At 30.8% G+C, this 22,363-nt stretch carries 18 protein-coding genes; all 18 read left to right on the top strand.

Translation table 11 applies throughout. The features are described from left to right. Nucleotides 1–327: 327 nt before the first annotated feature. The 18 genes from GC105_RS14935 to GC105_RS14855 all read left to right on the top strand — a co-directional run bounded on the left by GC105_RS14935 (nt 328) and on the right by GC105_RS14855 (nt 22,091). Complete coding sequence (locus GC105_RS14935; protein WP_152806451.1) at nt 328–912, top strand: hypothetical protein; 585 nt, start codon at nt 328–330, stop codon at nt 910–912. 458 nt (nt 913–1,370) lie between these two features. Further along, nucleotides 1,371–1,673 carry a hypothetical protein gene (locus GC105_RS14930; RefSeq protein WP_152806449.1) on the top strand — a complete coding sequence of 101 codons (303 nt, stop codon included), beginning with the start codon at nt 1,371–1,373 and terminating at the stop codon, nt 1,671–1,673. A gap of 132 nt (nt 1,674–1,805) precedes the next feature. Next, nucleotides 1,806–2,000, top strand: a complete 195-nt coding sequence (locus GC105_RS17360) for a hypothetical protein (RefSeq protein WP_246169864.1) — start codon at nt 1,806–1,808, stop codon at nt 1,998–2,000. A gap of 444 nt (nt 2,001–2,444) precedes the next feature. Then, complete coding sequence (locus GC105_RS14920; RefSeq protein ID WP_152806445.1) at nt 2,445–2,942, top strand: hypothetical protein; 498 nt, start codon at nt 2,445–2,447, stop codon at nt 2,940–2,942. 475 nt (nt 2,943–3,417) lie between these two features. Continuing rightward, complete coding sequence (locus tag GC105_RS14915) at nt 3,418–3,756, top strand: hypothetical protein (RefSeq protein ID WP_152806443.1); 339 nt, start codon at nt 3,418–3,420, stop codon at nt 3,754–3,756. A gap of 264 nt (nt 3,757–4,020) precedes the next feature. Beyond that, nucleotides 4,021–4,614, top strand: coding sequence for a class I SAM-dependent methyltransferase (locus GC105_RS14910; RefSeq protein ID WP_152806441.1), 594 nt, complete (start codon nt 4,021–4,023; stop codon nt 4,612–4,614). Between the two features lie 166 nt (nt 4,615–4,780). After that, nucleotides 4,781–5,788, top strand: a complete 1,008-nt coding sequence (locus GC105_RS14905; RefSeq protein ID WP_152806439.1) for an aldo/keto reductase — start codon at nt 4,781–4,783, stop codon at nt 5,786–5,788. Nucleotides 5,789–5,891: 103 nt separating this feature from the next. Beyond that, nucleotides 5,892–8,417 carry a DEAD/DEAH box helicase family protein gene (locus tag GC105_RS14900; RefSeq protein ID WP_152806437.1) on the top strand — a complete coding sequence of 842 codons (2,526 nt, stop codon included), beginning with the start codon at nt 5,892–5,894 and terminating at the stop codon, nt 8,415–8,417. Nucleotides 8,418–8,605: 188 nt separating this feature from the next. Further along, entirely contained in the window at nt 8,606–8,899 is a 294-nt protein-coding gene (locus tag GC105_RS17355) for a UvrD-helicase domain-containing protein (RefSeq protein WP_246169863.1), read from the top strand. 26 nt (nt 8,900–8,925) lie between these two features. Further along, nucleotides 8,926–10,611, top strand: a complete 1,686-nt coding sequence (gene lexA, locus GC105_RS17345; RefSeq protein WP_343030055.1) for a transcriptional repressor LexA — start codon at nt 8,926–8,928, stop codon at nt 10,609–10,611. A gap of 130 nt (nt 10,612–10,741) precedes the next feature. Beyond that, nucleotides 10,742–11,284 carry a hypothetical protein gene (locus GC105_RS14890; RefSeq protein ID WP_152806435.1) on the top strand — a complete coding sequence of 181 codons (543 nt, stop codon included), beginning with the start codon at nt 10,742–10,744 and terminating at the stop codon, nt 11,282–11,284. Nucleotides 11,285–11,321: 37 nt separating this feature from the next. Continuing rightward, nucleotides 11,322–12,524 (top strand): PD-(D/E)XK nuclease family protein, encoded by a 1,203-nt coding sequence (locus GC105_RS14885; protein WP_152806433.1) that lies wholly within the window; start codon nt 11,322–11,324, stop codon nt 12,522–12,524. A gap of 252 nt (nt 12,525–12,776) precedes the next feature. After that, entirely contained in the window at nt 12,777–13,589 is an 813-nt protein-coding gene (locus GC105_RS14880; RefSeq protein WP_152806431.1) for a hypothetical protein, read from the top strand. A gap of 143 nt (nt 13,590–13,732) precedes the next feature. Further along, nucleotides 13,733–14,620: a DUF4238 domain-containing protein gene (locus GC105_RS14875; RefSeq protein ID WP_193708439.1), complete on the top strand. Its 888-nt coding sequence runs from the start codon at nt 13,733–13,735 to the stop codon at nt 14,618–14,620. A 250-nt stretch (nt 14,621–14,870) separates the two neighbouring features. After that, nucleotides 14,871–16,364 (top strand): hypothetical protein, encoded by a 1,494-nt coding sequence (locus tag GC105_RS14870; RefSeq protein ID WP_152806427.1) that lies wholly within the window; start codon nt 14,871–14,873, stop codon nt 16,362–16,364. 882 nt (nt 16,365–17,246) lie between these two features. Continuing rightward, complete coding sequence (locus GC105_RS14865) at nt 17,247–18,044, top strand: Hachiman antiphage defense system protein HamA (RefSeq protein ID WP_152806425.1); 798 nt, start codon at nt 17,247–17,249, stop codon at nt 18,042–18,044. Beyond that, complete coding sequence (locus tag GC105_RS14860; protein ID WP_152806423.1) at nt 18,038–21,205, top strand: DEAD/DEAH box helicase; 3,168 nt, start codon at nt 18,038–18,040, stop codon at nt 21,203–21,205. Before GC105_RS14865 ends, GC105_RS14860 begins: the two co-directional genes overlap by 7 nt. A 115-nt stretch (nt 21,206–21,320) precedes the next feature. Next, a complete protein-coding gene (locus tag GC105_RS14855; RefSeq protein WP_152806421.1) occupies nt 21,321–22,091 on the top strand; it encodes a hypothetical protein in 771 nt (256 codons plus the stop codon). Nucleotides 22,092–22,363: the final 272 nt, after the last annotated feature.

Below are 22,363 nucleotides of genomic sequence, written 5' to 3'. Positions count from 1 at the left end.
GAAACCTTTAAGGGGTTTCTCCCTAGGGGCGAAACGTTTATCCTCTTATTCAGTAAAATAATAGCATATAAACTGATTGGTGACTATACCGGTATTTATAACTAAGACTAGGGATTCAAACGTTAGTATTTATATATTTAAAAATATTCGAATATAATACTCAGTAATAAAGAAAAAGTTATAGCTTATTGCTATAACTCTATAGTACTAGGGGCGAACTGTGTTCGCCCGTGGACGTTTATTAAATTAAACCTCGTATAGTGAATGAACTGAGACGACCCAAAAGAAAAGACCCTAACAAAAACATGAATCCAAGAGGAGGTAAGAATGGAAAAATCAAATAAGATCTTATATTTATCTATTACCAGCAGTATTTTGGTTATCCTATTAAAGTTCTTTCAATGGATAATTGTTGACAAATTAACAGTTTTTATATTATTGCCAATTTCGTTTTGTGTATATGCTTTTTTTATAGGCATAACAGTCGCTACCGTAATAAATTGGCTGAAAAATAAGTTCAGAAAACCATTGGCTGTGCAGGTAATTACCATTTTACTGCTCTTTTTCTTTCCATTTAATCAGATTATATTGAATATCGACTTTAAATCAAATATGTACGAAAGACAAGAAGTTGTTGCAATGGTGAAGAATCACACGCTAAAACCAAATATTTCGTATAATCCTTCACTTATTCATTTGCCTGAAAAATACACACATCTTTCTAAAGGCGGCGGTGATATTATTGTAGAAAAATATGAAGAAGAATACAATGTTTTTTTCTTTACTTTCCGTGGAATCTTAGACAATTATAGTGGTTTTGTCTATACTTCAAACGATGTAATATTTTTTGAGGAAGATATTAAACAAACAAAAAAGTTTGATGAGAGCTGGTATTTTATTGGATCGTATTAGAGTTTTTTATGATCAGTATTTTAAAAGCAAATAAATAGTAAATTTATGTCACGTTTTTTATATATTACTTAATATAACAACATTATCATATAAAAGGAGCTTCATTATGAAGAAAAGTAATTCAATTATTCTAGTTAATAAGAAAATATCAATTATAATTGTATTAGTTACTTACTTTGTATATTACACTATAGGGAAGGTCTAACTAACTCATTGAAATTACTAGCATTATTAATAGTTTTCCAAATATCAACACAGAAGAAAGATGACCATTACTATCTTTGCTTTTCTTTATTTCATGTTTTTAGTCATGAATATTCACCTTTTTTTCTAAATAAGCATAGCTAAATATCTAAAACCTGTATGACAATTAATATCAAAAGGTCTATAAAAAAGAATATATCATATCGTATTTGCGTAAATTGTTTTAAATGAATCAAAATAGGGGGAAAAAAGAAGTGAGGAAAATATTTTTCATTGGTGTTGCTGCACAACTAATAATAGTTATTATTAGTCTGGTCTTAAAAGATTACCAAATTATTAAAAATGGAAACTTAGCACTATTGGGAATTACAATTTTATTAGCAGGAGCAAAAGCAAAAGGTGCAGCCGGTTGGGAATATGTTGGATTAAAAGAAGAAGGCAAAAAAGAGCTTCATTCATACCGATTAAAGATAGGCTTTAAGTATCTTCTCTTTATCCTACCTAGTCTAATAGTGATGTTAATATATTACATAGTGTATGATTTTGGTTTATCATGAAAGGAGAATATTATGGTTGGTTTACTTAATATAGGCAGCCTCGTGCTTGGCCTAATTGCTTGGATGCTTCCTGTTGCGAATCTTATGCGATATGAAAAGCATGACCATAGGAATTGGATAGCTCTTTCCATTATGAGCATCAGTGCTTGTGCTATTTCGCTATGTTTACAGATTTTATATAACTATCATCTAGTAAAAATCGCGGATTGGACTGCTCTTATGGACACAACTGGTGCTGTGGCGTTCGTTGCAACGGTTCTTCTCATCGTTACCATCATATTAAATGCAATTACTCTGATTGTATATCGTGACTATACAGTAAAGTAGGACGCAAATTTCAGTTGGTAAGGTTGAACTAATTATTGATATGTAAAATGTATGTATATTAAAATTATAAATTAGAGGTGGTGATTTTATATTAATAATAAAAGTACAAAATGGATAAAGGTATTATTTTCAGTAATAGAATTAATATTTTCTGTAAGTTTTTTGTTGGGTTTAATTCCTTATAAAATTGGTGTTCCAATAATTTTTATCTATGCTGGGTGTATGTTATTGTATAAAGGATTACATCTAAAATCAAAAAGAAAATATTCAAAAGTAATATCAATTTCGTTTGGCGTTATGTTCATTATAATCACCATATTCGTTGCAGTACCAGTATATTATTTTTAATAAGTAAGTCCACATTATTTCTATATTACATAAAATAGAATACTCATTTTCAAAAAATGTCGATAGAATAAAAGTAATAATTATGAGGAGGGCATTATGGAAAAGAATCATATTCTCAGACAAAAGGTTATAAGCATTGTTTTGTTGTATGTAATAATTACAAGTATATTTGAGTTTTTAGCAATATTGAATGCATATATAGTGTTACCAAGAGAAAATTATGTGTATTCCATCATCATGTATAAGGGTACTGTAATTGTATTTAGAATAGTTGCAATTGTATTATTAGTAAGATATCTAAAGAAAACTAATGAAGGTAAGCCTATTACTCTTGCGAAAAATCAAATGGTTAGAACAATAACAGGAGCTTTAGTGGCAATTCAAGGTGGGCTAGATTTAAGTACATATTTACCAAATGCTATTTCTTCAATCCAATCTTATCTTTATTATGCTCAACACATAGGTATAGAGATTAAAAGGCAAGTTACTATAAATAATATATTAACTATTGTAATTATTCTTGGTCAAATAATTGTGGGTATTTATTTAATGTATTTTTATAACAAAAGAGTAGATATGAATGAAACAGACTAAAGTATTACTTCATTTTCTAATATGCACAACAGTATCACATGGCTAGACTAACACAGTTCATCCCTACGCAAAACACCCGCTCGGTAGGACCCAACCCATCAACTACGTAAGCACCTAACCTCCGTAGGGGAGAACTGTGTTCTCCTAACAACATTCCTCAAATCAACCCCCATCCAGCAAAGAACCCATGACCCAAATAAAAAGATCCCATGTCTAATAGGAAAAAAGTATATAAAATAGATGATTAAAGTAAGACACTATATTTAGATATGTATGATATAGCTTTACTATTCAAACTGTATTTAACAATATTAATATAGTGATTAATAATAGAAGATTACGACGCAATGCATAGGTATCAAACGTTCTGAATGATATTAGCAATAAAACGCGAATTAAAGAATGTCTAGATAACAGGAGGTCGATATAACTGAAACCATTGGGTATAAAAAACAAAATTCTATGGGGATTTAGTATGATTGGATTACTTGCTATATCATATTGGATATGCAGATTTGTATTCTTTGGGATGCATGGTATGAAACAGTGGCCAAACATGTTGGCAATTGTTAGCTTAATTATAATAGTTATAGCTTCTATCGGTGGCAGACAATCACTTTCGGTAGCTACTGTTATAGGTTATATAGGTGGATTTGTCCTTGCAATGATATTTAATACTGACGGTGTAGACCAAGGTGGAGGGGCAACAAATAATGCTTGGAAAATATGGGGGACTATTTTCATTTGCTCAATTTTGATTAGTATAATTTTAGGCTATATTTTTAAGCAAAGACATAAAAAAATAATGGAATAAATATCAAGACAATTATTGATGTCGACACTATTTCTATATCCTGCAATAATATATATTAGAAGGCACTGTTAAATTAGAAGATATAACCTAAAAGGATGTTATTGAAGCATCTAAAATACTGACTTCAAGTATAAATGAATTGATGATGTCGATTGTATTTGTTATTAACATTATTACAAATATTCATTATTAATCTTCGGTATTATATAGAAAAATGGTACAATATAACATATAACCTGATGTATAATCAGTATGGGAGAAAACATGAACAAAACTTTAAATTACTACAACGAATTCTATAAAGCTTTCATAACAAATACCCTTGATGCCAATGCATCTAATTTACATCATTATTTCTTAAAGCACCTTCCAAAAGGATCAACTATCTTAGATTTAGGATGTGGGTCTGGAAGAGACAGTAAGGCGTTTATTGAAGAAGGGTATCAGGTATACGCCATAGATGGTTCCCAGGAGTTATGTAACTTTGCAAGTGAATATATCGGACAAGAAGTAATATGTAAAACTTTTGAACAATTGGATTACGAGGGTAATTTCCATGGTATATGGGCCTGCGCTTCATTACTTCACATTCCATATGTAGATTTGCCAAAGGTGATTCAAAAAATCTCTAAGGCGTTAAAGCCGGATGGTTATTTGTATGCTTCTTTTAAATATGGGGATTTTGAAGGAGAAAGAAATGGACGTTATTTTACAGACTTAACTGAAAGCAGATTAGCAGATTTGATAGAGCCATTGAAAGAGCTATCCATCTTAGAAACAATGATAACAAGCGATATTAGAGCAGACAAAGAAGATGAAAAGTGGCTAAATATCATATTTAAAAAAATACCACAGTAGGGGCCTCTGCCCACAGCGACCCATGACCCAAAACATTAACAAAACATAGCGAATAAAAGAGGGTTTTCAATAAGATTGTCGAATATTATATACTAGGATAGTATTTGCTGAGCGTGTTCATTGTAGTTTAAGGTAGATTATTATGAATTAAAGGGAGGAGAGTAACATGGATATAGTTACTTTAGGAAGAACAGGTATAAAAGTAAATAAGAATGGATTTGGAGCACTACCCATTCAACGAATAAGTAGAGATGAAGCAGTAGTTTTATTAAAAAAGGCATATGCAAGTGGCATTACTTTTTATGACACTGCGAGATTTTATACAGATAGTGAAGAAAAGATAGGTTACGCTTTAAGTGATGTAAGAGACAAGATTTTTATCGCTTCTAAATCAATGACAGAGAAAGTCGATGAATTTTGGGATCATCTGCATACCTCATTAGATACCTTGAAAACAGATTATATAGACATATTTCAATTTCATAACCCAAGTTTCTGTCCCAAACCTGGAGATGGAAGTGGTTTATATGAAGCTATGTTAGAGGCAAAAGAAAAAGGTCTGATCAGATATATCGGAATCACCAATCACAGACTTGCAGTAGCCTTTGAGGCAGTAGAATCAGGCTTATACGATACCCTCCAATTTCCATTTAGTTACTTATCAACACCAAAAGAGATCGAACTAGTGGAGCTATGTAAGGCAAATAATGTAGGATTCATTGCAATGAAAGCCTTATCAGGTGGATTAATTACCAATTCAGCAGCCGCATATGCTTTTATGGCACAATACGATAATGTACTACCTATATGGGGAATCCAAAAGGACCAAGAACTTGAAGAATTTATTTCCTATATTCAAAACCCGCCAGTACAGGATGAAGAATTAACAGAACTAATTCAAAAAGATAAAGAAGTACTAGGAGGAGACTTTTGTAGAGCATGTGGTTATTGCTTGCCATGTCCAGTAGACATTGATATCCCTACAGCAGCAAGAATGTCCCTCTTACTCCGTCGAGCCCCTGCAGCTATGACTCTAAATGATGCCACAAAAGAAAAAATGAAAAAGGTAGACGATTGTATCCATTGTGATCATTGCAAAGATCACTGTCCCTATGATCTAGATACTCCAAAGCTTATCGCAGATAATTGGGAAGATTATAAGGAGTATTTGTAAAGTTATTAGGTGTAGTATTAAATAAGTTGAATCTTATAGTTTTGCTGAAGATAGTTTACTATGATGAGGAAATGAAGTAGAAAAGACAACAAAGGAGAACTAGATGGTAGATTATTTTGCAAATGGCAACAGCGTAACCAATGATAACTGCATAACAGGAGATAAGAATCATCTTTATGATTATCTAAAAGAATCTATCTTAAAAGCGCGAGAAATTGATATCAATGTATCTTTCTTAATGGAGTCAGGGGTCAGACTATTGATAAATGACCTCTTGACTGCCATTCATAATGGAGCACATTTACGAATATTATGTGGAAATTATTTAAATATTACGCAGCCCCAAGCCCTTTATCTCCTAAAAGATCAATTAGGAGATAGAGTAGATCTCCGTTTCTACAATGTCCCAAATAAATCCTTTCATGCAAAAGCATATTTCTTTAAATATGATGACTACCAAGAAATCTTTATCGGTTCCTCCAATATATCAAGGTCTGCCTTAACCCACGGAATAGAGTGGAATTATCGAATTAATTCTAAGGAAAAGAAAGAAGACTGTGCATATTTTAGAGGTGCCTTTGAAGATATTTTTTTAAATAATTCTATTATTGTAGATGATATCGAGTTAAGAAGATATTCCAAGCAGTGGAGACGTCCAAAAGTATTTCAACAATTAGAAAAGATTGAAGACCAAATAGAAGATCAGGATACTACTAAGAAAGTAGCACAAAATCAGCCGGATTATATTGTAGATGGTCAGAACGCATCAACAAATATAATATCTTTTCCCCAGCCCATCGGAGCTCAAATTGAAGCCTTATATGAACTGCGAAAATTTCGTGAGGAAAACTTGGATAAAGGCATTGTAGTAGCAGCCACTGGTATTGGTAAAACCTTTCTCGCTGCATTTGACTCAAAAGGATTTAAAAAGATTCTATTTGTTGCACATCGAGATGAAATATTACAACAAGCAGAAAACACCTTCAAGTGTATACGTCCTGAACTATCAATGGGACATTTTTCAGGATCACAAAAGGATTTAGAACAAGACATCATATTTGCATCAGTACAGACATTAGGAAAGAAAGAATACCTAATCGAAGCGTATTTTAAAAACAATGTATTCGACTACATAATCATAGATGAGTTCCACCATGCAGTTGCAGATCATTATACTAATATTATCGAGTACTTTAGACCTAAATTCCTTCTTGGCTTAACTGCCACTCCAGAACGATTAGACAATAAAGATGTCTTTGCACTATGTGATTACAACATAGTATACGAAGTTAGATTAAAAGAAGCCATTAACAAAGGATGGCTAGTACCCTTCAGGTACTACGGAATCTATGATGAGACAGATTATAACTCCATTGATTATATCAATGGAAGATACAAAGAAGACCAATTAGAGAAATTAGTAAGTATCAACATAAGAGCAGATCTTATTTATCAAAACTATCTTAAATACAATAGTAAAAAAGCACTAGGTTTTTGTACAAGTCGTAACCATGCCCTCTATATGACCAATTACTTTTCAGAAAAAGGCATCCAATGTTGTGCTGTCATAAGCGGTACCATTGAAGAACATCAAAAGTCTCTAACACTAGACAGAACCCTAGCAATTCAAGAACTAAAAAGAGGAAATATTAAACTCATATTCTCCGTAGATATGTTCAACGAAGGATTAGATATCCCAGAGCTAGACATGGTGCTGTTTCTAAGACCCACACAATCTCCAACGATATTCTTACAACAATTAGGCAGAGGACTTCGTAAAAGTAAAGGCAAAAACTATATCAATGTATTAGATTTTATCGGTAACTATAAAAAAGCGAATTTAGTTCCTTTTTTCCTTACCGGTGATTCATTTGTAGGACAAGCAGGTGGCAAGACAAGACAACTACCAGAGGAAGAAGACTATCCAGAGGATTGTTATATAGATTTTGATTTTAGGTTGATAGATTTGTTCAAGAAAATGGCACAAGAGCAAAAGAAAATCAAAGATTTAGTATTAGAGGAATATAATCGTATTAAAACTGATGTAGACAAAAGACCAATGAGATCAGATATGTATGTTTATATAGATGATTATATCTATGCGAACATTAGAAGTAAAAGAGACGTTAATATTTTCAAAGATTACCTTTCATTTATTGATAAAATCAATGAAACTACAGACGATGAAAAAAGACTTATTGGTACCATAGCTCATGATTTCCTAAAGGAAATTGAAAATACTGCAATGAGTAAGACATATAAGATGCCTATACTATTAGCCTTTTATAATAAAGGAAATATGAAGCTTAAAATTACTGAGGATGATATCTATAGGAGTTTTAAAGAGTTTTACTCACATGGGTCGAACTTAGTAGATTTGTTACGTGATAAGAGTACTGCGGATGCTGCTAACTGGGGGAAGAAAGAGTATGTGAGTTTGGCTAATAGGAATCCAGTGCGGTTTTTGGCTCAGCCTTCGAGTAGGTTCTTTTATAAGGAAGGGGATTTATTTTGTCTTACTAGTGAGTTGGGAGATTTTGTTGGGGATGTGGGGTTTGTTGTGCATTTTAAGGATGTTGTTGATTATAGGGTGAAGAGGTTTTATAAGGAGAGGTTGGAGAAGATATAAAAGTTATCTTAATGAAATCAGGTTATAAGTCTATAATTTTTGCATTAAGTCTGTGTTTAAAATTACATCTTATAATTCGTTTGGTATATTTGTTAATAATTTCTATCAAAAAAGAAGGGATTTTACAACATTATGTCGAAATATTATTATACGGATACATTATACTGAAATAAAGTGGGAGATTAGACATGAAGCTAAACATCGAACAGAGGAGAATTGTTGAATTAGAGCCGAGCGGAAATATGTTAGTAAAAGGAGTTGCAGGTTCTGGAAAAACAACTGTAGCAGTAAAGCGTATTCCTTTTTTATTAAATCATTATTGCATTGAACCTGGAGATAAAGTTTTAATGGTTACGTTTAACAAAACTTTATTAAATTACATAAAGTACCAATATAAAAAAGTCGAAGATGATGGAAATTATCAATTTGAAATGCTCTTTAATAAGGATAAAGAGGTTGAAATTAGTACAAACATATCATAATTGATGAAAGTCAAGATTTAACTAAAGTGCAATTAGAGTTTTTAAAATGCATTTATGATAATAAGAAATATTCTTCAATCATGTTTGTCGCAGATAATACACAAAGCATATACTCACATTCATGGTTAGGAAAAGGAAGAGCTTTTACTACAATAGGACTTGACATGAGCGGAAAAAGTAGAACACTTACAAAAAACTATAGGACAACAACACAGATTTCTTCAGCAGCGTATAAACTAATTGAGAATGATGAAACAATTAAAAATAATGTGGATTTTATTAAACCTTCATTATTAGACAGACAAGGAGCACCTCCTACATATAAGTACTTTAAAGATAATCTTACTCAACAAAACTTTATTACCCATGAAATCAATCATCTAAAAAGCGATTATAAATTATCAGATATTTGTATAGTAGCAAAAGAGAATCGCTTATTGGATAGTATTCTCAATGGACTTCAAGAAGCTAACATTCCATGTGAGTTATTAAATCAAACAGAGCCAGATTTTGAATCAGAAAAAGTAAAAATAGTAACGATGCATTCAATAAAAGGATTAGAATTTAAAGTGATATTTTTGATTAATTTAGATGAAGGGGTCATCCCCAATAATAAGATATATGATATAGATGATGAAGAGACTATTGAATCAGAAGAGAGAAAGCTGCTATATGTGGGGATGACTAGAGCAAATGAGTTATTGTATATGACATCTGTTAATAAACCATCTAAATTTATCAAAGACATCGGTTTTAATAATTTGCGATTACGAAGGGATTGTTCTATTCGAGCATTTCAGTCAATCGGAATACCAAATTACCTTTTAACTGAACAAATTATGGATGTTAATTCGAAAGAAGAAGTGATTCGACAATGGATGATAAAAGAGTTAAATGAAACATATGGATACCCTCTAGACTTAATTGAACTAGAATACCAAGTTCAACAATTTTCTAACAGTGGATATGTAGATATTGCAGTAGATATATATTTTAATGGACAAGTTGTACCCTATTTATTTATTGAAATAAAAAGATTTGGTTCCGGTATTGAGACAGCAATGAAACAACTAAAATCATATATGCAAGCAAATAACTATGTTAGATATGGTATTGCAACAGATGGTATAGATATTATTGTAATAAATAGAGAGGAAGAAGTAATTAACGATATTCCTCGATGTCAACCAAATTTCTTACCGCAAACAAAAGAACAGAAGATATTTCATTCATTTAAAACAAATAGACAATTTCATTATTCATTTGAAAAGAATGATGAAGAAAATTATAGTGTACAAGACATAGAAACAGATCTAATGCTAGATTATCCTGACAGTTATAAAATACCTGTATTAGGGAATGTAGCTGCTGGCATACCAATTACTGTAAATACAGAATATGATCAATATATTACATTACCGACAGAGTGGATGATAAAACCACAAAATACATTTGCTCTAAGAGTAAATGGAGATAGTATGAGTGGAATAGGTATTAACAAAGGAAATATCGTCATTGTCAATCGCCAAGATCATGTTGCAAATGGTGATATTGTGATAGCCGTAATAGATCAAGAGGCAACCATGAAAAAATTCATGTCAATGGGAGATACCATTCTATTAATTTCAGAAAATCCAGCTTACGAACCAATTCAGATGCAACGTGAAGATATTGTTATAAATGGAAAAGTTATTGGGGTGTTGAAGGACTGAAATACTTATTTTTAGTAGTTCTTAGAATTAAATGGTCTTTCACGTAAAAAACATGGCTAAAGTTATCAAAATACAAATTAATCATACAACACGTAGTACTAAATATCTAATAATACTGGGGGACCATAAAATGGATTTGCTAAAAGCTGAGTTAGCATTGGATAAGATAGGAGTTGGGTTAAACAAATATCTAAATATAATGAGTAAGCTTCATTTGGTAGACGTCTCTAAAGATGTGGAATTTCAGACGGCCTATAATGGATTTTATCGGATGAGACAAAGAAAACCTGAATTCTATCAGGGTTATTATGAGTTCATGGAAGCAAATAAGGTAAATGAGTTATCTTTCTCTGAAGCTTTGAATCATATCTATACCAAATTTGGCAGAGTGGAAGCTTCCTTTTGTAGTAAAATGGTAGCAACAATAAATCCCAATCAACCTGTATGGGATGAATTTGTTTTGCAAAATCTTGGTCTAAAAAAACCATACCCCTCTTCGAAGAACAGATTGCAGAAGACTATTGATCTCTATCACAAAATTAGTGAATGGTACTCTAATTTCTTAGAGACAAATGATTCAAAGGAATTAATTAAACTATTCAACAAAAAATATCCTAATGCAAAAATCACTAACATTAAGAAAATTGATTTAGTTCTATGGCAAATGAGATAATTTAGTGGGAAAGAGTTAGATCATAGGGGGTTAGATTATGGATCAAAGTTATAATAATATTTCTGATAAAGACGTTTTTGAAATATTGGGAATTTCAAGTAAGGAAGATTATTTCACTAACTTACTTGCAGAAACTTTTAATTTAAGTGGTAATCAAGAATTTCGAGATAGATTTTGTAACATGCTATCAAATGATAGTTTCAAAATTTTCAATTCTGCAGATTGCAGAATTCATACTCGGAGTGTATTCTACATAGATAATATCTATGGAAATGGAAACAGAAGTAAAGTTCTTCCCGACATGATATTGATTTCGTCTAGTCAATACAAAGTGGTGGTTATTGAGAATAAAATCTTTTCTGATGAAGGGTATAAGCAAACTATAGCATATAGCTCTCCAATGTTAAGGAGTGAATTAAATAAGTTATTAGAAACAGATGGTAAAAATGAAGTGCAAGTTGAATTTTATTATATGACATTACTTGGAGAAAAGGCAAATAGTGAGAATTTCAAACCATTAAAATGGACTAATTTTATCATTAAAACTTGTTCAAATATAATATTTAAGTCACCTTTTGATATTTTAACTAAAGATTTGCTATCAAGAGCAAATGAATTAAAAGATTTTATAAATGCTCCAATAGATTTAAATAAATCATTTTCTGATTACTATAATCAGCATAAACGATGGATAGAGCCTAAAACTGCATATATGAAATACTTTGATCCAATATTTACTGATATCTATAGTAAATATAACGGTAAGGTTGAGACCTTCGTCACAAAAGCAAAAGGTCGTACCCCACAGCTTCTTATTCTTTTTTCAACAAACGATTGGAGACGTAATGATCTCGAAGGATATAAAAATGGAAATCCAATAGAATTATTTGAAAATACTCGTAACATTCATCTTGAATTTACTTGGCATGTAGGAATGGCTGATGCTAGTTTTATGATTCATTATGAAACGAATCCGTATTACTCTTACAAAAAATTTAAGCAACTATATCCAGAAGTTGAACCACTTTATAAAAAACATCGTGAAAGTTTCAAAAAAGATATCAAGCAAGTAGTCACGTTTAGTAGATACTGGAAAGAAGCCAATACAGTACTTGCATTAGCTAAAACAAGTTGTAAAGGCTTTATGAATCTTCCATTTAATGATTTTCAAAAATGGTTTTTTAACGCTTTTGATGAAGCTTATCATATGATTGATAAAGTAATAGAATCGGAAATCTAAAAAGTGGGAAGGGTGTTTAAATTTGTACAACCATAGTAACTAGAGATTACCACCCCCGAAGAAATGGAAACATTCGGGGCAGAAAACGCTAGGTACGGTATTTATGTACCTATTAATTAAATAATAACTAAGAATTTTTTTATTTTCACCACTATATAAAAGTTATGTAGTTGAATCATTTACTTATATTGGCGGTCTTGGTTCATATTAAATCATCAAATAAACTAAATTACTATATTAAGGAGAGCTATTATGTATCATGAATTTTTGGTTAATCAATCAATAGATCAAAATGGTAGAGTAAAGGTCAATTTTATAGATAAAGGATATTTGAATTGGTCTTATGAGACATATCGTGGACCAAGGGGTAAATCAGATACACCAATCTTTCCAATAGTTGTTTCTGAGGATGCTTTAATTCAAGATAAACCAGTAAGTCGAGAAACAAAATGCACTAAATTACCAAATGGTGATATTAACTTTATTGATGATTATAGTGTCCCAGGTGGTTTTCTGATTTGTATAACAAGTCCTCCAGGATATGAACCAAATATAGTAAAGCTTAAGAATAAGCCTACGTTTAATAATGAAGGATATAACAATGTGATACCAGCACATTTTGAAATTAAATCAAATAAAGCTCTTAATAAATCATCCGTGCTTATGCATGTATTGGAAAGAGCTTGTTTTGGAGTGTGCATTGAATTTTCAAAAATCGAGGGTTCTGTGAAAGACTATGAGAGACATTGGTTTGATGATCCATATGATCTCACTTTAAATCTTGTAAATAAGCAATTCGAGTATGTAGATTTACAAAAAATACAGAGATTACATCCAAAACTTGATGAAAAAGATGTTCAGGAACTAGTAGAGATATTAAATGAACTCATCAAAAAGTTACAAAGTGGAAATGAAGTTATGACGCGGAATTTAAAAACCAAATTATTTCAATTGATACCCAAGGTAATTGCGGGAAGTTCATCCGTGGTTACATTAATTGATTCATATAAAAATGTAGGCATCATAGGAGAATTACTAACAATCTTAGTTAAGCTATTTGGATAATTATAATCATTTATCACACCGAAAAATCGGAGGTCATTGCATTATACAGAAGAGTTATATTTCTCATTAAGGTTTAAAAATTTTAAATATTCGTTGGTATGGGAATTAATTATACAAATATTGTAAATAAAGGGCGTTATAAATTGGATAAAGAAATAACACGACGGCAACATTATGTACCGCAATTTTATTTGAGAAATTTTATAGATAATTCTAAGATGTTTTGGATTTATAATCGTTCAAAGAAAAATATCAATAGGAGTAGGCCTAAAGATATCTGCAGAGTAGATTATTTGTATGAAACAGAATGGAAAAAATCAAATGAAAAATTAGGTAAATATGTGCTTCTGAATAGTATGGAAAATACATTTTCGTTTCAAGAAAAAGAATATTCAAAGGTGTTAAATCAAATTTTCACAGTTTGTGAGATGCCTAGTAACCAAAATGCACTAATATGTAGTTCGACGGAAAAGAATATTTTAGCACAGTTTATTACAAATATGCTTTTGAGGAATCCATGGAGTTTAAGGCAATATATGCAAAAAAATTGTTCTAACGACATACAAGGGTACGAAGAACTTGAAGCAATTAAAGAACTTTTGGATCTTCTTGGATTTGGTGGATTTGAGTCGCTTTGTGAAGTAGCAAATAAAAGGATTTTACTTGATGAAAAATTTACGGGAGGAATTCCAGAGAATCTTATCGAAGAAGTAAGAACTATGAATTTTTCAATTTTGAAAACAGAAGAGATGAAATTTATAACTTCAGATTTTCCTGTTCTATATGAGACGTTTGATACAGATGAAGGGATAACAAAATTATTATGGATATATCTGCCCATAAGTTCAAAATATGCATTGTTTTATAGCGGAAATAACGTAAGTAGAAATTTTAGAAATAGACTAGTTGTTTTAGAGAATGAAAAAGCAACAAAAATGAATTTTTTTTATCTAAAACAGGAGAAAGAGCAATCAAAATTTCTTATTGCAGAAGATAAAAATGTACTTGAAAAATTAGTAAATTCTATGTGAGCAGTTGTGATTTTAAGGAACTGATTAGATTTGCAATTAGAAAACTAGAGACTGGACTTTCTGTTTTAGGTACAGCAATTTGAGCGATTTAACTTCAGAGGCAGTTATTGAAAAGGTTGCAGAAATATTTGATATTGCTAGTCCTGATTACTCATTGAAATAATTTTAGATTGTATAATGCTTTGTTATTTGAGATATGCAATAATCAATAATTTCATAAAAATTGTAGTTTAAGAAAGGAGATGGCATTATGTTTTTTTCGGAACGATTTAAAGTTGATTCTGACTTAATTAAAGCTTATGGTGCGGTAGATATTTCTTTAGTATGTGATATCCCTTTATTTATCGATCCTATGCTTATTTTTAATAGTGATAAATATCAGTCTCTACATCAAGAAATTATAAGGTATTTTCACTTTTTATTCATAAAATCAAAGGAGGGACTATCTACTAAAGAAATAGATGCATGGTTTAATTTTAGCGAGGTACCCAATAATTGGTTAGGGTATTCTTTGATTGGAAATAAAGGATTGGCTTTAGGAAGAAAATTTGCTAAATTTTTATATAATAATATAGGATTTGCACTTAACACAAAGAGTATTTCTAAGAGTCAACATATAGAAAAAGCTATGCTGCTTTACGAAGGAAGTGGAAAAGATAAAGTTAGCGATTTAACTGTAAATTTAATTAAGAGATTTCTTTGTGAGTATACTGAAGACTTTGCTAAGGAACATATAGATCCTGACTTGTGCCAAACGATTCCGGTTGACAAAGCTTACTTTAATTATGAAACAGAGAGTTTTGTTAGTAGAGAATATACCCTCCCCTTTCTATATAACTCAAAAGGCAAAATTGAATATGTCTTACTGACTCCATATGATATTCTCCGTGAGGATGAGCCATCAATAAACAGGGAGGACTTTTATAAAAGCCATGAACGCATTCGGGCTGCTATTGAAAACGATACTTTACGAGCATACGTAAATAATTATATTGGGCAAGCAGTGCGACAGTATGAAGAAAATCAGAAGAGAAGTCGACGAGCTATTAGGGAAAATTCCATTCAAAAAGTTGAAAAAAATGCGTTTCAAGAAATTGTTAGGGAATATCCTGAATTATATGATTACTATATTAAGTTGCAAGAAGCGAACACCGATGAAATAAAAAAACAATGTATGCAAGAACTAAATAAACAACTTGAAAAACTTATGATTGCTTCAAAAAACTTAATTTCGCTATTTGTTTCCAATGAATATGTTTTAGAAGAAAACTTATCTGCAAGGGAGGAAGCTAAAAAAAGGTTAGCTTTTTTCAAATATATCATTGAAGATTGTGATGGATACAAGAACCTATTTGTTAAAGGACAGCAAATAGCAAAAGAAAATGATTTGCAGAGATTATTTCGATTTGTCTGGCATGGAAGCAATTATAAAATAGATTCTGAACCAAATAATGGAAGAGGGCAGGCGGATTTTATTGTATCAATGGGTCAGCGTAATCAAAATATTATTGAATTCAAACTTGCAAGCAATTCGACATTAAGACACGTATTTACACAAGTTAAGATATATGAGGCTGCTAATTGTACCGATGGGAGTTTGATAGCCATATTTTATTTTTCAGAAAGCGAATATCAAATAGCTAGGCAGGTAGTAATTAATGCGGGACATAAAGATGCAATTAATAAATCAATTTTTTTAATTGACTGTAGAAATGATAACAAAGCATCTGCATCGATAGCATGAATCACACTTTAGGTACATATCTATTGCGCCACGAAGGTGACAATCCAAGTAGTGAATATTACTTGAAGATAGCTATGCTATACAAATGATGGTGGAGAGGCCCACAGATGATAAATTTTAGGTTTTAGGATTACCACATGCCATGAGAGACCTATAAAATGATGAATGTAAAAAACGTCTTGCGTAAAATTTTGTAACCATAGATTTATGACATTGTCCTGACGCCCTTAATGTTTTGCATAGTGTATTAGAGTAAGTTAGCAAAGCGAGAGGAGTGAAGATATGAACTATTTTAATGATGAAAAAAATATTGTCGAACATTTTCAAGAAGTGGATTGTTCATCTGTATTCTTCGCTATTGAATCTGAAGAAACTATTAATAACTTCGAAAATGTATAAGATAAGTCTAACTGGAAAAAGTGGACAAATAGTTCAGGTAAATCAGATCCACCACCTAATTTAGATACAAAATATTACAAATATAACCTTTAAAAATGAGATAAAGGGTCATGAAAATAAGGTATGGAGGTATAGGAGAAACACTGATCACGGATGGTACTTACAGAAAATCCCGTCCCTTCCTTTTCCCATAAGCAATCAAAGAGCAATATCAAGTAAATACCAAAAATATTTTAAGTTTCTGCCTAGTAAGCGTGAATACATAACGGTTTGTTTCACTTAATATAAAGATACTTATTTATTAGAAATAATCTCTTTGTCAGAAAGAATTACATATGAAAATGAAATAAGTCCACTCCAATTTCAATATGATAATAAGCTTGTAGAGAAGGTTGTTTTAAAATAAGCATCTATAGTTCCTTTACTAATAAAAGGAAAATAAGTAAATTATCAAGAAAATTAATAGTGAAGGCGGGAGAGTAGATGAAACCTAGACATATTAATAATTTTATAAGTGAAGCTGTTATAACAACAAATGAAGGTAAAAGGGTAAGTATAGTAAAACTGGAAGAATGTGCAGATGAAGAAATTTTAAATAAATGGGCAGAGTATTTTCGACAGCATTATTGCTCTGATGAGGAATTAGATTGTTTTAGAGTTGGATATGGTTATTCTAGAACTGAGTATTTGGAAAAGATAAAATTCCCGGATCCAATAGATAAATTAGGAAACTCTACACGGTCAGGAGACTTTTGTGAAATTATAGTTGCTGACTATGCAGAATATATAATGAATTATTATGTACCAAGGACTAGATATGATAATAAGATTAATCCAAACTCATCAGCACAGGGAAGTGATTTAATGTGCTTTAAAGTAGGTGAAAAAATATCTAATAATGATCAACTATTAATTTTTGAAATTAAAGGACAAGCAAGTGAAACAAAGCCAAAAAATCGTTTGCAGGATGCTGTGAATGATTCTCAGAAAGATGTAAAACGAATTGCATTCTCTTTAAATGCAGCTAATCAAAGGTTATGTGAAAAAGGTAAATTTGATCAAGCAAAGATTGTTCAGAGATTTCAAAATGCAACAGATAGACCCTATAAGGAAAAATATGCAGCCGCTGCTGTGCATTCGAATACTTCTCTTTCATTAGATATTCTAAAAGAAGTTACAACAGTGGCACATGCGGATCCTAATCTATATTTGCTTGTCATTCACAAAGATAAATTAATGAGTTTTATTCATGAATTATATAGGAGAGCGAGTATATGTTAGTTGAGAGTAACTCAAAGTATCTGCTTAAAAAGGCAAGAGCTAAAGCAAAGATGATCGAATATAATGTTCCCGAAGAACTACATATAAAAGTTGAAAAAACTGCTGAGGATTTGTTTCTTATTGCAGTAGCCGCGATAGGCAATATGTCCGTAGATATATTAAGTAAAGAAAAAGGTATTGAGGAGATCACTAATAAGTACAAATCTGTCTTAGAATTTTCATCTAAATATTTTGATTCCTATTTAAATGCACAATTAGATGAAGGGGCAGATGATTACTATTTATTACTAGGAGCAGTGGCATATTTTCTATGTGATTATATAGGAAGTTCAAAAGTTTTAATTAATAAGCTGGATATTAGGTATTTGAATCTAGGAGCAAATAGTATTGAAAATGCATTAGCAGCATTGCTTCAAGATAAGTTTGAAAGATGTAAAGTAGTTAGTTTACATAAGGAATATAATTATTATTTAGAATTATTACAGCGTGAATTCCAAGTTTTTTTTAAGACAGGAAAATATCCTAGTGATTATAATATAAAAGCTTTTAGGAAGATGATTTATGGGGGTGGAACGGATTTAGAACTTTTATTAGTGGATGCTTTTTGTGCAATTTATTATCTTAAGACATATAATTCCGCGATCAATTTACTTCCAAAGTATACCCGACTCAATATAAAGATTTTACATGATGTTGTTTTTAATGGTTGTCTAATAAAAGAATTATGGCCCTCCCAAAAACAGTTAGGTGAAAAGGGTATATTCGCAGGAAAATCTGGAGTTATTCAAATGCCCACTAGTTCTGGAAAAACAAAATCAATTTCAATTATTATTGCATCTGCTTTTTTATCAGAGAGAACCAGCTTAGGGATTGTCGTAGCTCCGTTCAGAGCTTTGTGCAGAGAAATAAGTAATGATCTAGAAAATGATTTTAAATTTAATAAAAATGTTCATATTGATGAACTATCTGATGTTTTACAAAAAGAAGAATTATCAATAGATAAGTATAGTGCAAATGAAAAGGCAGTGATAATTGCTACTCCAGAAAAACTTATTTATTTATTACGCCAAAGAACTGATCTGATTGAGAAGATAGGTCTTATTGTATTTGATGAAGGACACCTCTTTGATGAACCCGGTAGAGGAATTGTATACGAATTGTTGATATCTACTATTAAAGAATACTTACCTTTAGATATCCAAAAGATTTTAATTTCGGCTATTATACCTAATGCTAAAGAGCTTAACGATTGGCTTAATGGAGAAAGTGGTATCGTAATATCTGATAATACAATAAAATCGACTGAAAAGACAATTGCTTTTACAGATTGGAGTAAAAGTGAACAAAAGAGCTTTGGCTATCTATATTTTATAAACCCAGAGAATCCAGAGGAGGAAGAGTTTTATGTACCAAGATTAATTCCTATAACGGAATTAGGTAAACTAAGTAACGAACGTAAAATAAGAATATTTCCAGAGGTTGATTTTAAAAAATCGAAAGTTCTTAATAATGATATTGCAATATATTATGGATTGACATTATGCAAAAATGGTGGAGTTGTAATATTTTGTGGAAAAAAAGATACAGCAAATAGTATATTAAAACGTATTTTAGTACTTGAAAGTAGAGGGTATAATATAGGTTCTTTGCTTGAAAATGCATCGTTAGAAGAAGTCGGTAGAATTAGTAAATTAATAGAAGAGAACTATGGGAAGGAAAATGATTATTTCTTATCCGCTAATAGAGCGGCATTTGTACACCATTCTGGAATTTCAAATGGAATAAAAATAGCTATTGAAAGTGCAATGAAAAAGGGATATATTAATTTTTTGATTTGCACCTCAACATTAGCACAAGGTGTTAATTTACCAATCCGTTACTTAGTAATATCTAATATGTATCAAGGGAAAGATCAAATTCGCGTAAGGGATTTTCAAAATTTAATAGGAAGAGCTGGTAGATCTGGTCTATTTACAGAAGGCAGCATATTATTAACAGAAACATTTGTATACAATAAGCGCAATTCATATTACTCAAAAGCTGGTTATAAATGGAGAGAATATAAACATTTTATTGATAACAATAATTCAGAAGCATGTTCAAGTCGTATTTTGTTTTTGGTTAAACCTTGTACTTTTAAAAATAATTATACTCTGGATATGAAGAAAATAATTAATAGTTATTATAGTACGAATGATTTGTTTCCACAAAAATATAAGAATTATCTGCAAAAGATTAAAATAGAACATCCACAATTATATAATGATATAAAATTTGTTATTGATCAGACACTATCATCACTTGGTGCCATAGAGAGTTTCTTGATGTCTTATTTGCAAGAGAATACATGGGTTGAATGCGAAGACAGAATACACTCTGTTCTTAAAAATACATTAGCATATCATTTGGCAACATTAGAAGAAAAAGAAAGTTTAATTGAAATATTCGATGTTATAGGTAAATACTGTATTGAAAACGTAAGGGACACTTATGAACGTTATGTTTATAGTCGTTCACTTTTGAGTGTTAAAAAGATGTTATATATTCAAAGCTGGGTAAATGAGAATCTAGATGAGATAATTGTTTGTGATAGTACAGATATGTTGTTATCTTATGTATTCATGGTTATTGAAAAAGTATATGATAATAAAATAGTTAATAATATAGAATTTGTCGAGTGTATTTTAAATATTGGATTAATGTGGAAAAATGGTAATAGTTATTTTGATATACTGACATATTCTCAAAAGGAAGAATTTCAAATACTAAAGAGAGGAAAACTTAGAAACTTTGATTTAGATGATATAATTAAAATCTGTGATAGTGTACTTAGTTATGATTCTACAGTTATAATAAGCGCTATAGGTGAAGTAGTTTCTTCGAAAGTGGAAGAATTACATCAAATAAATAAAGTGTTTAGGCAATTAAATAATGAATTAAAATATGGGTTAGAATATGGAACCGCAATAATACTATATGATCTAGGATTTAGTGATAGAGTGATATCACAAAAAATATCTGAGTTTTTTACTAGCAATAAAATTAATATATTTTCCAAGGAAAATGCAAAAAAACAGTTGATAAAACATTATGATTTTATTGAACAGATATTGGATGATTATCCTTCAGTTTTTAAGGATAGATTATTTAACTTATTATAATTTAGAATCTGTAATAATATAAGAAATTGAGAGCTGTTTATAGGGATTTTCAGAATTTGATGTATTAAATAGGACAGTATTAACATGGTAGGAGCGGCATTAAGGAGGGACTATGATGGCAACAAAGTTTGTAATATTTACACATTTTTCTGCAGAGTTGAAAAAGCTAAACGAGGAGATTGAATATTTAAAAAGAAGTAATGATTATTTCTATAAAACTATTATGGAAAAGTATTCAGAAAGATATAATGAATTAATTATTAAATATTTTAAAAGTTCTGGAATACCACTTGAACAATTTAAAATCTATGATTATGAATTATCTGTAAGTGAAAAAACAGTTAAAGATAGCGCTGTTGAGAGATTTAAGATAAATATTTCAACAACAAAACAACTTGTAGATGACCAAGTTGAGATTGAAAAGAATAAGGGCATATCAAAAAATATACCATTACATCAAATGAGAAAGTGCTTAAAAACTGGCGTAGAAGGGTGTCCGAAAAATCCCGCTTTAGAAGTTAATAGAGTATTTGTTGGTATGCCTTTTGATGACAAGTATTTAGATAGCTATAAATATGGTATTGAAATTGCTTTTAAGTCTTGTGGTATTGAAAGTTATAGGGCAGATAAAACTATTTCAAATATTGATGTAATGTGTAAGATATGTGAACAAATGCAAATATGTAAGTACTTAATTTTTAATATTTCAGGCTTAAATCCGAATGTAATGTTAGAACTTGGTCTTTCCTATGGACTAGGTAAAGATACGATAATTATCAAAGATAAGGAAACTATAAACATTTCTGATATTGCTAATGCAGAATACATTGAATACTCACATGCAGGGGAGTTGCAACAGAAATTGATTAAATACTTTAATGGTTAAAGTAATAAACAATATATAAGCTAATGGAAAACAGCATTGGTAAACTCATCGGGGACAGTTAGTTAAGAGGACAATCGAAAGTTTTGCATAAAAAGGCTCGATACAAGTGTAATGTTACTTAATATCGATATCGAGCAAGGAAAGACCAAGAGAAACACTGGCGAAACACTGGGAATAGGCATTTGCGGAATAACCCCAAAAAGTGCTGTAAAAAATTTGAAGTTAATTTAATAGTTGTTTTTACTTCATACTAAGATATGAATTAGGAATGT

Source organism: Alkalibaculum sporogenes, from assembly GCF_009362815.1.
Taxonomy (GTDB): domain Bacteria; phylum Bacillota; class Clostridia; order Eubacteriales; family Alkalibacteraceae; genus Alkalibaculum_A; species Alkalibaculum_A sporogenes.
Note: the sequence above shows the minus strand (reverse complement) of the source record. Positions and strands in the feature narration are given on the sequence as shown.

Bases quoted from the DNA above. Each gene is read 5' to 3' on its own strand.
- GC105_RS14865 (WP_152806425.1), top strand. From the start codon at position 17,247: ATGAAACCTAGACATATTAATAATTTTATAAGTGAAGCTGTTATAACA.
- GC105_RS14890 (WP_152806435.1), top strand. From the start codon at position 10,742: ATGGATTTGCTAAAAGCTGAGTTAGCATTGGATAAGATAGGAGTTGGG.
- GC105_RS14855 (WP_152806421.1), top strand. From the start codon at position 21,321: ATGGCAACAAAGTTTGTAATATTTACACATTTTTCTGCAGAGTTGAAA.
- GC105_RS17355 (WP_246169863.1), top strand. From the start codon at position 8,606: ATGAAGCTAAACATCGAACAGAGGAGAATTGTTGAATTAGAGCCGAGC.
- GC105_RS14900 (WP_152806437.1), top strand. From the start codon at position 5,892: ATGGTAGATTATTTTGCAAATGGCAACAGCGTAACCAATGATAACTGC.
- GC105_RS14860 (WP_152806423.1), top strand. From the start codon at position 18,038: ATGTTAGTTGAGAGTAACTCAAAGTATCTGCTTAAAAAGGCAAGAGCT.
- GC105_RS14910 (WP_152806441.1), top strand. From the start codon at position 4,021: ATGAACAAAACTTTAAATTACTACAACGAATTCTATAAAGCTTTCATA.
- GC105_RS14880 (WP_152806431.1), top strand. From the start codon at position 12,777: ATGTATCATGAATTTTTGGTTAATCAATCAATAGATCAAAATGGTAGA.
- GC105_RS14885 (WP_152806433.1), top strand. From the start codon at position 11,322: ATGGATCAAAGTTATAATAATATTTCTGATAAAGACGTTTTTGAAATA.
- GC105_RS14870 (WP_152806427.1), top strand. From the start codon at position 14,871: ATGTTTTTTTCGGAACGATTTAAAGTTGATTCTGACTTAATTAAAGCT.
- GC105_RS14905 (WP_152806439.1), top strand. From the start codon at position 4,781: ATGGATATAGTTACTTTAGGAAGAACAGGTATAAAAGTAAATAAGAAT.
- GC105_RS14915 (WP_152806443.1), top strand. From the start codon at position 3,418: ATGATTGGATTACTTGCTATATCATATTGGATATGCAGATTTGTATTC.
- GC105_RS17360 (WP_246169864.1), top strand. From the start codon at position 1,806: ATGAGCATCAGTGCTTGTGCTATTTCGCTATGTTTACAGATTTTATAT.
- GC105_RS14920 (WP_152806445.1), top strand. From the start codon at position 2,445: ATGGAAAAGAATCATATTCTCAGACAAAAGGTTATAAGCATTGTTTTG.
- GC105_RS14935 (WP_152806451.1), top strand. From the start codon at position 328: ATGGAAAAATCAAATAAGATCTTATATTTATCTATTACCAGCAGTATT.